This is a genomic window from Kitasatospora sp. NPDC048239, from assembly GCF_043202015.1.
GTDB lineage: Bacteria > Actinomycetota > Actinomycetes > Streptomycetales > Streptomycetaceae > Kitasatospora.
The window spans coordinates 1-10,352 of the sequence record NZ_JBICZP010000038.1 but is presented as its reverse complement, the minus strand read 5'-3'; the positions used below and the strand labels follow the sequence as shown (position 1 = coordinate 10,352).

The window sequence follows — 10,352 nt, the reverse complement described above, 5'->3', positions numbered from 1 at the left end:
TCAGCACCGACAGCAGCGCCTTCGGCATGTCCAGCTCGTCGAACGCCTCGACGGCCGGCAGCGCCGGGGTGGTGCTCACCGGCATCGCGAACTCGGTCCTCCCGGAGGACCCCTGGCGGCCGCCCTGGCCGGAGGGCCGGCGGCCGCCGGCCGGGCGGGAGCCGTAGAAGCCGCTTCCGCCGGAGCGGGAGCTGGCGGCGGAGCGGGAGTTGGTGTTCTGGTACGGGGAGCGACTGGAGCGGTTCATACGAAAACCTTCCTCAGGGCGGCACGTCTCGAGGATGGCTCTGCAGCGCGGGGCGCCGGCGGAGACCGCTGGGGAACGGGCCGGAAGTGTGACGGACGGGGCGTGGACGGTGAAACCGTGCGGCACGTCACCTACGGTCGGCGCTCACCTGAAAGGAAGGGAGCGAAGAACCTCGAGCCGTGGGTTGTCACGGCAGGGCGCCGATCCGGACGCGACGCTGTGCGTCTCGCGTGGGGATGGTCGCCGGTGGCGGAGCCGGGGGCCTGAGCGGCCGGGGTGTATCGCGGCGCAATGCCGAGAGGCCCGCACCGGGCATGTACGCGGTGCGGGCCCCTCGCTGCTAGGCGGGTGCCATGGCAGAACTACAGCGGACGAATGTTCTCCGCCTGCGGGCCCTTCTGGCCCTGCGTGACGTCGAACTCGACCTTCTGGCCCTCGAGCAGCTCACGGAAGCCGTTGGCGTTGATGTTCGAGTAGTGGGCGAAGACGTCCGGGCCGCCACCCTCCTGCTCGATGAAGCCGAAGCCCTTTTCCGCGTTGAACCACTTCACAGTGCCATTAGCCATAAAAAAACTCCTTCAAGGGGCTGTCCGAAGCCCGCACCGTGCGGGCCCCGAGTCGCCGCGATGAGCACCCACCCGGGGAAGAGCCGGGAAACAAAAATGCGCCTGCGATACATCGAGCAGGCGCACACAAAGTTCATGGGAACCACTACTGCAACTAAAACGACTCTAGCAGGCTCGGGCCCGCCGCGGTGGATTATTTTTCCCCCCGGCCCCGCGGACACCGCTCCCGGCCCTGCCGCCCCCGAACCGCCGAAATCACCAACACCCCTCACTCCCAAGCAAGTTGGAGTCCCATCCATCCGCCACGCCCGGGCCGCCGACGCCACCGTCCACACCTCCGAAACGACCCCGTCAACGACACCGAAATGGACCCCCACCACCGCCCCGGCCACCCCTGACATCACCGGAGCCACCGACCGCCCGATTCCCATTCCGCCCCGCCCGAATTCCAGAACCTCCCCAGGAGCCACCCCCGCTCCTTCCAAAACCCCCCGAAAAGTCACGCCGAAATCACCCCGCCCAAGCAGGTCCCCACCCGTCAAGGGGGCGCCGTCCGGTCGGCGCCCGTGGGTCTTCAGGCCGACCCGGTCCGGCGCCCGGCCGGCGGTCCTGGGCTGCGGCCGGCGCCACCCCGCCCGACACGCCGCAGACGGGGCCGCCGCGCCCTCGGTCGGACGCCTGAACCCTCCGGGGGCGTCTTGTGACGGTCCGTCGGATCCTGTCAGGATCGCCATCAGGCGTTTCCCCCAACGGAATGTCGGCGAGACACACCTGGGACCGTACGAGGAGACCGGATGACACGAGTGAACCTGCGGGCCGCGTTCATGAGCGGCCTCGCGTCGACCATCACGGCGCAACAGGTCTTCACCAACCGGGTCGACGAGGTGGCCGCCTTCGGCCGGTCGCTGGAGGGGCTGCACCGGGCACTGGACGAGGCCGAGGTCTCACCGGTCGTCGACCGTGCGCAGGGGCGTCGCAACGTCCTGACGTTCTACGGTGTGGGCGGCATAGGCAAGACGACGCTCTCCCATGAGCTGGAGCGGCGCCTTCTCGCCGAGGCATCGGCCGACGGGCGCGACGACGTCGTGGCCGTGCGGGTCGACGTCTCCGAGGACGGCGCCTGCGACATCGAGGGCCTGCTGCTGCGTCTTCGGGCCGGTCTCGGCCGACTGGGAGACCGCTGGCCGGCCTTCGACCTGGCACTGGCCTCCTACTGGTCCCGTGCCCACCCGGGAGAGGCCCTGCAGGACTTCCTGGACGCCTCGCCGGCACTGCGCCGGGCCTCCCGGAGCATCGGTCTGGGCGACCAGATCGCGGAGAGCGTGCGACAGGTCGACCCCGCCGGCCTGGGCGGCCTGGCGGGCCTGGCGCACCGTGCGGCCCTGGCCACCTACCGGGCGATCCGCGATCGCGTGCGGGAGGGGCGCCTGCTCTCCGACTGCGAGCTGTTCGCCGAACTCGTCGAAGCGGACGCCGACTACGAGACGCTCTCGTACTTCCCGTACCTGCTGGCCTGGGACCTCGAACAACTGCCCCGACGCGGTCGGCCGCGCCGACGGCCGAGCGTGTGCGTGTTCCTCGACACCTTCGAGGTGGTCAACGGGCGAAGCGATCGCGCGGTGGAACGGTTCGTACAGCGCTGTGTCTACCTGATGCCGAACGTCCTGTTCGTGGTCACCGGTCGAAACCGGATCGACTGGGCGGACACGGGCGCCGGTGGCGAGCTGGACTTCACCGGCCCGCACTGCTGGCCCCATCTGCACTTCAGCAACGACACGGCCGAGCCGCGGCAACACCTCGTCGGGTACCTCTCGGACTCCGACGCGGACAGCTACCTCAGCGAGGCACTCACCCGGGACGGCGAGCCCGCCATGTCACCCGAGGTGCGGGCGCGCGTCATCTCCGGCGGCCAGGGGCTTCCCCTGTACCTGGACCTGTCGGTGTCGCACTGCGCCGAGCTGCTGGCGCGCGGCAGGCAGCCGTCGGTGGCCGACTTCGGCGGATCGTTCACGGCGGTGGCCACCCGGTCGATCCGGGACCTCCCGCGCGAGGAACGCGACCTGGTCCGGACCGCCGCGCTCACCGATCGGGTCGGCGCCGAGCTGCTGCGGGCGGGCCAGCCGGCCGTTTCCGACGGGAGCGTGGCGCGGTTCCTGCGACGCCCGTTCCTGACCCACGACGACGCCTATGCGCTGCCCTACGCCCTGCACGCGGCGCTGCGCCACGCCATCAGCGAGGCCGACCGGTCCCTTCCGGACGGCTGGTCCGACCGCGACCGCGGCGAGGCCGCAGCCCGGTTGCTGACCTGGCTGGGAAAGCGCTCAGGGCGCTCCGGCGGGCGCGTGGCGACCGCGCAGGCCCTGGAGGCAGGGCTCAAACTCTCGGCCGGGTACGGGGTCTTCGACGACTGGATGGTGCGGGCCGCGCAACGCCTCGTCGAGGCGGGGCAGTGGACGGAGATCGGGGCCGGGCTGACCACGGGCCCGGCGGAGGTGCCGGAGTACCAGGCGATCCGCGGGGCGATAAGGGGCGTCCAGCTGCGCCGTACGGGCCGGGTGGAGGAGGCGATCGAGGTGTTGAGCCATGCCGGCGCGGGAGTGCGCTCCGGCAGCCCGGCGGCGCAGCTGGTGCGCGTCCACCACGCGCACGCCCTCCGCAACCACGGCGACTACACGGTGGCGGCCGAGATCTACCGCGGCCTCCTGGGAGGCGAGTTCGACGCGGTCGCACGCTACTGGCTCGCCGACTACGACTACCTCAACGGACGCTTCGCCACCGCCCTCGCGTCCCTGCGGGAGCAACCCGGCCGAGGACCGGAGGACGAGGGTGAGCGGCTCCGACTGATCGGGCACATCTGGCGGGTCAACGCCCGCTTCGAGGAGGCGACCGCGACCTACACCGAGGCCATCACGCTGGCCCGGCGCGAGGGGCTGGCCGCCGCGGAGGCGAAGGCGCTGGCCAACCTGGCCCAGACGGCCTGCTGGTCCCCGGACACGGCGGCCGTCAGCGACGCGGCCGGCCGGGCCCGGGAGCTGCTCGACCTCGTGCCCAACCCCGTCGAGCTGGTCAAGATCCGTTCCGCCGAAGCGGTCGCCCACGCGATGGCCGGAGACGCCGAGGCCGCCAGGGCGGCGGTCGGTGACACCCGGCAGCTGGCGGACGGGATCTCCTACCGGGGCGGCCACAACCTGGCCGACGTGGCCGAGATCCTCCTCGGCGCGCTCGCCGGAGACCACGACGGCGCCCGCCGCAAGCGATCCGAGCTCGACGAGCGCACCCGCAGCTCGGGGGGAAACACCTACTGGGTTCCCATCACGACCAGCTGGATCGACGGCGCCCGCACGGCGGCGGAGCACGGCCCCGCCGTCGACTGGGTCGACGGTCCGGCCGCCTCGCTGGGCCGCTGGGCCGAGGTGGTGGCCCACCGATGACGGACACCGAGGCGGGGAGACGGAGACGGAGACCGAAGTGGACGAGGAGAGCGGCACCCCATGACTGACCTGGTACGTGTCGGCCTGGTCGGGGTCGGGACCATCGCGCAGACCCATCTCGCGGTCCTGGCCGAACGGGCCCAGGTGACACTGGAGTTCACCGTGGACCCCGGGCACACCGAGCCGGTCCGGTTCCGCGGCGGGCACCCGCCCCACTACCCGCGCCTCGCCGACGCGCTCGAAGCGCACCAGCCCGACCTGATCGTGCTCGCCACCCCCACGGACACGCACGCGGAGCTGGTCGGCCAGGTGCTGCTGCGGTCCACGGCCCGGGTGCTGGTCGAGAAGCCCCTTGTCCACGATCTCGACTCCCTCTCCCGGCTGCGGGCCCTGGAGCAGACGGCCGACGTGCGGGGCCGCCTGTTCACCGCGCACCACTTCGCCTTCTCACCGGAGGTGGACTGGGCAGCGGAGCTGATCACCGCGCACCCCGAGTGGGGGCCCGTCACGGCCGTCACCTCGGCCTTCTACGACCCCTACGTCCTCAAGGGGCCCCAGGCCTTCACGTCGTACACCTCCAGCTGGATGGACTCCGGGGTGAACCAGCTCAGCATGCTCACCCGGTTCGTCGACCTCAGGGCGCTCACCTCCGCGCAGCAGACCGACGGCGGCGCGAGCGCCTGGTGCACTGCCGAGTACCGCTCCCGGGGGGCGATCGGGACGGCCCGGCTGCGCAGCAGCTGGCTCACCGGCTCCAGCAGCAAGGTGAGCAGTCTCGTCCTCGGCCACTCGGGGGTGGAGGTCTGGATCGACCACACCGCGCTGACCGGCTTCGCCGCCCGGGGCGGCGATCTCCTCGCCACCCACGGCAGCGACGGTCGGACCCCCAGGAAGATCGCCCACTACCGGCCGCTCTACGAGAGCCTGCTGTCGGACCGGCCGGACCCGGTCCTCGGCTTCGACGCCGCCGCGACCATCACCGAGATCCACCACACGATGCCCCGCTCCGACGACGACCTGACCTAGGACGACCGTCCGGTCAGGGGGTCAGGGGGTCAGGGGGTCTGGGGGTCGGGCGGGGGCTGGTGGGCTGCGGGGGGTAGGAGGAGGGTGGCCACGGCGCCGCCGTCGGGGTGGTTGGTGAAGGTGAGGGTGGCGCCGATGACGCGGGCGTGGCCCTGGGCGATGGTCAGGCCCAGGCCGTGGCCGCGGCCGCGTTCGCGGACGCTGGTGCGGAAGCGCTGGGGGCCGTGGTGGAGCAGGTCGTCGGGGAAACCGGGGCCGTGGTCACGGACGGTGATCCGCAGGCCGTCGACGTTCAGCAGGACGGGGCCGGTGCCGTGGCGGTCGGCGTTGACGAGGAGGTTGCCCAGGATGCGGTCCAGCCGGCGCAGGTCGGTGCGGACCACCGCGTCGGCCTCGCCCGCCACCGTCACGGTCGGCTCCGTCAGACCGGTCAGCGTGACCGTGCGGCGCACCGCGCGTTCCAGCGGTACCTCCGACAGGTAGGCCGTCTCGGCGTCGGCGTCCAGCCGGGACACCTCCAGCAGGTCCTCCACCAGCGAGCGCAGGACCTGTACCCGGTTGCGGACCAGTTCGGTCGGGCGGCCGGGGGGCAGCAGTTCGGCGGCCGTCACCAGGCCGGTGAGCGGGGTGCGCAGCTCGTGCGCCACGTCGGCGGTGAACTGCTGCTCGTCCTCCAGCCGGCGGTGCAGCGCCCGGGACATCGAGTCGACCGCCGCCGCGAGATCGGCGACCTCGTCGCGCCCGTCGACCAGTTCGCCGATCCGGGTGTCCGTGCGGCCGGCCGCGATTCCGCGCGCGGCGGCCGCGGCGGTGCGCAGCCGGCGGCTGATCCGGTCCGCGACCATGACCCCGGCCAGCACCGTGGTGAAGACCGACGCGGTGACGGCGATCAGGATGATCCGGTCCAGGTCGGCGATGGCCTGCCGGTCCTGGGTGAAGTCCACCCGGACGGAGAGCACCCCGCCCTGGACCGCGCCGGCCGCCCACATGGCCTCGCCCTCGGGCCCGGCGGCCAGGACCGACCCCTGCCGCTCGTCGGCCGCCAGGTTGCGCAGCCGCGCCGGGAGCGCCGGATCGTCCAGGGCGGCGGTGCGGCCGGTGATCGTGCGGTTGAGCTTGTACGAGGCCAGCGAGGAGTCGAGCGCGGCGAGCGCGGAGCTCCGGGCCTGGTCCACGTGCTGGCGGACCATCGCCTGGTGCACCAGCAGGCCGACGGTGACCGCGACCAGGACGGATATCGCGGCGACGGCGGTGGCGATCTGGCGGCGCAGCGTCATACCGGCCGCCGCAGCTTGTAGCCGAAGCCGCGCACGGTCTCGATCCGGCCGGCGCCGATCTTCGCCCGCAGGCGCTGCACGTGGACGTCCACCACCCGGGTGTCGGCGCCCCACTCGTAGTCCCAGACCCGTTCCAGCAGGCTGGAGCGCTCCAGCACGATGCCGGGCGCGGCGGTGAACTCCAGCAGCAGCCGCAGTTCGGTCGGGGTGAGCGGGACGAGCCGACCGTGCACCCGGACCTCCATGCTGTCGGTGTCCACCTCCATCCCGTCGAGGCTGCGCACGGTCCGGGCGGGCGGCGCGGGCGCAACAGCGGATGCGGGCGCAACAGGGGATGCGGGCGGGGCGGGCGGGGCGGATTCCGTCGGGGTGAGCGGTGCCGCCGCCGGTACGGGGGGCGGTGGCGGGGTTTCGGCGGCCGGGACCACCCGGACCCGGCGCAGCACCGTGCGGATCCGGGCCACCAGGACCGCGCTCTCGAACGGCTTCACGATGTAGTCGTCCGCGCCGGCCTCCAGCCCCGAGACCACGTCGACCGGGTCGGTGCGTGCGGACATCATCAGGATCGGCAGCTGGCTCTCCTCGCGGATCCGCCGGCACAGGCCGACCCCGTCCAGGAGCGGCAGCATCACGTCGAGCAGCAGCAGGTCCGGGCGGACGGCCTGGAAGGTCTCCAGTCCCTCCAGGCCGTCGGCGGCCGTGGAGACCGGGAACCCGTACCGCTCCAGGGCCATCCGGGTGGCCTCGCGGATCACCTCGTCGTCCTCGACGATCAGGATGTGCGGCTGGGCGGTCGGGGCGGCGGGGTTCATGGCTTCGCTTCCGGGGCGGCTGGGGTCGGACGGACGGGGGAGGGGGCGGCGGGGGAGGGGAAGGCCGGGCGCGCGGAGGCGTCCCCGGCGCCGGCTCCGTTCCCCGGTGCGGAGGGCCGGCTGGGGGCGACCGCCCCGGGGGCCGGGCGGCTCGCCCCGGGCATCACGGTGGGCGTGGCGGTCGGCGGGGCGGGGACGGCGCCGGTCTCGGCGGGGCTCCCCTGGCCGGAGCCGGGGATCGGGCCGATCCCCTCGACCTTCCGCTCCACCAGGGCGAGCCGGACCCCGTCCCAGCGGTAGTGGCTGCTGGTCCGGACGTAGACCGTGGTCGGCTCGTACAGCCACAGCTCCGGGCCGATCGTCTCGGCGCTGAAGCCCTTCTGTACCTGGACCCGCAGCACGGGGACGACACGGTCCCCGGCCACGGTGTAGACGTGCAGCACCACCAGCTCGCCGGTGCCGACGGCGGTGAACAGTTCGTCCCGCCCGTCACCGGTGAGGTCGCGGTGCTCGGCGCTGCGGACCTCACAGGCGGGGCAGCCGTCGAGGGCGCGCCGCTCCTCCGCCGTCACCCCGGGGTCCTTGGCGAGCACGGTGCGGGCGTCGAGCACGGTGATGTCCTGGCCGGGCACGGTCACGTCCGGGATCGGCTGCGGCGGCGGATCGGTGGCCCGGCTGCCGTCCGCGGTCGGGGAGACCGGGGGCGGGGCGGCCGCCAGGTCCGACCAGAGCGGCTGCGGTACCGGGGGCGGTGTCACCCGCCCGGTCACGCCGTTGTCGCGCAGTTCGCCGGGCGTCGCGCACCCGGCGAGCGAACCGGCCAGCAGTCCGAGGAGCCCGGCGCCCGCCGCGGCGGACACCCGTACCCGCAGCCGGCTCCGAAGCGCTGCTGCCATGGTCGGATCCCTTCCTTCCAATCTGCTGGTCTGCCTGATCTACCTGAGCTGCGGAGATCCGCCGGTTCGTGCACGGCGCCCAGGTCCTGTCCGACAAGGCCTAGGTCGTCCGGAGGGGAGCCCCCGGTTCCGCCCGGGCGGCCGGGGGCGGCCGGTGTCCGTCGGCCTCAGCGGTCCATGATCCCCCTCCGGCCGCCGGGGAATCCGGGCGGGTACGGCTGGGGGTGCGGGTAGGGGGAGCGGGACGGGAGCGGGTGCGTGCGGCGCCGTGCGGCGGGCACGCGCGCGGGTGGGGCTCGCGGCGGCGGCCGCGAGCCCCACCCGCACCGGGGCCTGCTCAGGTGGCCAGGTCCGCCAGGATGATGATGTTGTCGGTCCAGTGGCCGTCCGCGCCGATCCGGCCGCCACAGGTGATCAGGTGGAGCTCCGGCGCCTTGGTGTCGCCGTAGACCGTCTCGGTCGGGAAGTCGTCCTTCGGCGCCTGCAACAGGGTGCGGACGCGGAAGGAGACGGTACTGCCGTCGGCCCGCCGGACCTGGATGTCGTCACCCGCCCTGAGCTTCGGCATCGCATGGAAGACGGCCGGGCCGTGTGCGGTGTCGTAGTGCCCGATCAGTACGGAGGGGCCGGTCTCGCCGGGGGTGGGGCCGTTGCGGTACCAGCCGACCTCCGAGGCCCGGTCGGCGGGCGGGACCTCGACCGTGCCGTCGGCGTTCAGGCCGAGGGCGGTGACCGGGGCGTCCACGCCCGCCGCCGGGATGAGGAGCCTGGTCGGGACCGAAGCCGCCAGCGCCCGAGGGGTGGGGACGGGAGCGGCGGGTGCGCCGGGCGCGGAGGGTGCGGAGGCCGTGGCGGGGGCGGCGGCGTTGTGGACGGACGTCTCCACCCGGACCACCGGGGTCTCCGGACCCGAGAGCGCCACGGTGGCGCCGACCACCAGGCAGAGCAGGCCCGCAGCGGCGAAGGCGGTTCGGCTCAGTCCGCTCAGGCCGGGTGCGACCGTTCGGTGGCCGTGCCGACCGCCGGGGCGCGCCCCGCGGCGGCTCTCATGACGCCGGGCCCGTCGGCCACCGTCGGCCGACTGCTGCGGATGCTCCGCTGCTCCCACTGCTTCTACTGCTTCGAGGGTCCCGGGCCGCCCGTCGTCCGGCAGGGGCCCGCCGCCCCGCCCCGGTACGTGACCGTACGGGGGCGGGGCGACGGGGTGCCCGGAGGGCCCGGAACCGGTGTCAGCCGCGCGCACCGGAACGGCGGCGCAGGAGGGCGAAGCCCAGCACACCGGCACCGACGGCGGCCACGGTGCCGCCGCCGACGAGCATGACGCCGGAGTTGCCGTTGGAGCTGGAGCCGTCACCGGCCGCGGCAGCGCCCTTGGGCACCTCACGGACCTGCGGGGCTCCCCCGCCGTTGGCCTCCGGCCGGGGCGACGGGGTGGCGGTGACGGTCGCGCCCGGGGCGGCCGGGGCAGCGCTCGGCCGGGCCGGCGGGCTGATCACGGGGGCGCCCGCCGAGCCGCCGGCGGGAGACGGCGTGGCGGTGGGGGTGGCGACAGCCGGGGCGGCGGACGGGGCGGCCGGGGCGCCTCCGTCGGCCCAGGCCGGCCCGCCGGCGACGACGGTCATCAGGGCGGCGCCGGTGAGGGCGCAGACCGCCAGGACGCGGCGGGCGGGCGAGTGGTGGGTACGGCTCTTGGTCATGCGGTGGATCTCCTTGGTCGTGGACGGTGCCGCGGATCCCGTACGGCTCCGCTGCGGTCCGCACCCGGCCGGAGGTGGCCGGGGCGACGTCAGTGACGCTAGGGAGGCCGTGTCGCGGTCCCCGGCCGGTCGTGTCACGACGGTTCATCGGCCGCCCATCGGCTGTGTAACGGCGGCGGGGCGGGTGTGACGACCGGGTCGCGGCACGCGGGTTCGGGCGGCATGGCCGGCCGGCGGCCCGGGCAGGGGCAGGTGGCCCTGGCTGGGGATTTGCCTGTGGCGCCAGAACGAAGTAGTGTCCTTAAGTCGCTCGGCTGGGAGCACCGGACACGCATTGGCGCGGACGGTCCCGGGGCGGCCAATCCCTGCAAACACCACACCCGGTTCGGGCTGGGCTGCG

At 73.8% G+C, this 10,352-nt stretch carries 8 protein-coding genes and 1 pseudogene; 2 read left to right on the top strand and 7 right to left on the bottom strand.

Translation table 11 applies throughout. The features are described from left to right. Both ACGFZP_RS39345 and ACGFZP_RS39340 read right to left on the bottom strand, forming a co-directional pair. Window positions 1–247 (bottom strand): annotated as a pseudogene (locus ACGFZP_RS39345) (ATP-dependent helicase); the annotation flags it as partial. 362 nt (window positions 248–609) lie between these two features. After that, a complete protein-coding gene (locus tag ACGFZP_RS39340; RefSeq protein WP_030918248.1) occupies window positions 610–813 on the bottom strand; it encodes a cold-shock protein in 204 nt (67 codons plus the stop codon). Window positions 814–1,607: 794 nt separating this feature from the next. Between ACGFZP_RS39340 and ACGFZP_RS39335 the strand changes: the two genes are divergently transcribed. Both ACGFZP_RS39335 and ACGFZP_RS39330 read left to right on the top strand, forming a co-directional pair. After that, entirely contained in the window at window positions 1,608–4,244 is a 2,637-nt protein-coding gene (locus tag ACGFZP_RS39335) for a tetratricopeptide repeat protein (RefSeq protein ID WP_392942268.1), read from the top strand. Window positions 4,245–4,304: 60 nt separating this feature from the next. Next, window positions 4,305–5,270 (top strand): Gfo/Idh/MocA family protein, encoded by a 966-nt coding sequence (locus ACGFZP_RS39330; RefSeq protein WP_392942265.1) that lies wholly within the window; start codon window positions 4,305–4,307, stop codon window positions 5,268–5,270. Window positions 5,271–5,299: 29 nt separating this feature from the next. On the opposite strand, the gene ACGFZP_RS39325 is transcribed toward ACGFZP_RS39330, so the two are convergent. The 5 genes from ACGFZP_RS39325 to ACGFZP_RS39305 all read right to left on the bottom strand — a co-directional run bounded on the left by ACGFZP_RS39325 (window position 5,300) and on the right by ACGFZP_RS39305 (window position 9,952). Beyond that, a complete protein-coding gene (locus ACGFZP_RS39325) occupies window positions 5,300–6,547 on the bottom strand; it encodes a sensor histidine kinase (RefSeq protein ID WP_392942262.1) in 1,248 nt (415 codons plus the stop codon). Further along, window positions 6,544–7,359: a response regulator gene (locus tag ACGFZP_RS39320; RefSeq protein WP_392942259.1), complete on the bottom strand. Its 816-nt coding sequence runs from the start codon at window positions 7,357–7,359 to the stop codon at window positions 6,544–6,546. Before ACGFZP_RS39320 ends, ACGFZP_RS39325 begins: the two co-directional genes overlap by 4 nt. Continuing rightward, complete coding sequence (locus tag ACGFZP_RS39315; RefSeq protein WP_392942256.1) at window positions 7,356–8,255, bottom strand: hypothetical protein; 900 nt, start codon at window positions 8,253–8,255, stop codon at window positions 7,356–7,358. The genes ACGFZP_RS39320 and ACGFZP_RS39315 overlap by 4 nt, the downstream gene beginning before the upstream one ends. 337 nt (window positions 8,256–8,592) lie before the next feature. Continuing rightward, window positions 8,593–9,363, bottom strand: coding sequence for a class F sortase (locus ACGFZP_RS39310; protein WP_392942253.1), 771 nt, complete (start codon window positions 9,361–9,363; stop codon window positions 8,593–8,595). A gap of 121 nt (window positions 9,364–9,484) precedes the next feature. Further along, window positions 9,485–9,952, bottom strand: a complete 468-nt coding sequence (locus tag ACGFZP_RS39305; protein WP_392942250.1) for a hypothetical protein — start codon at window positions 9,950–9,952, stop codon at window positions 9,485–9,487. Window positions 9,953–10,352 lie beyond the last annotated feature (400 nt).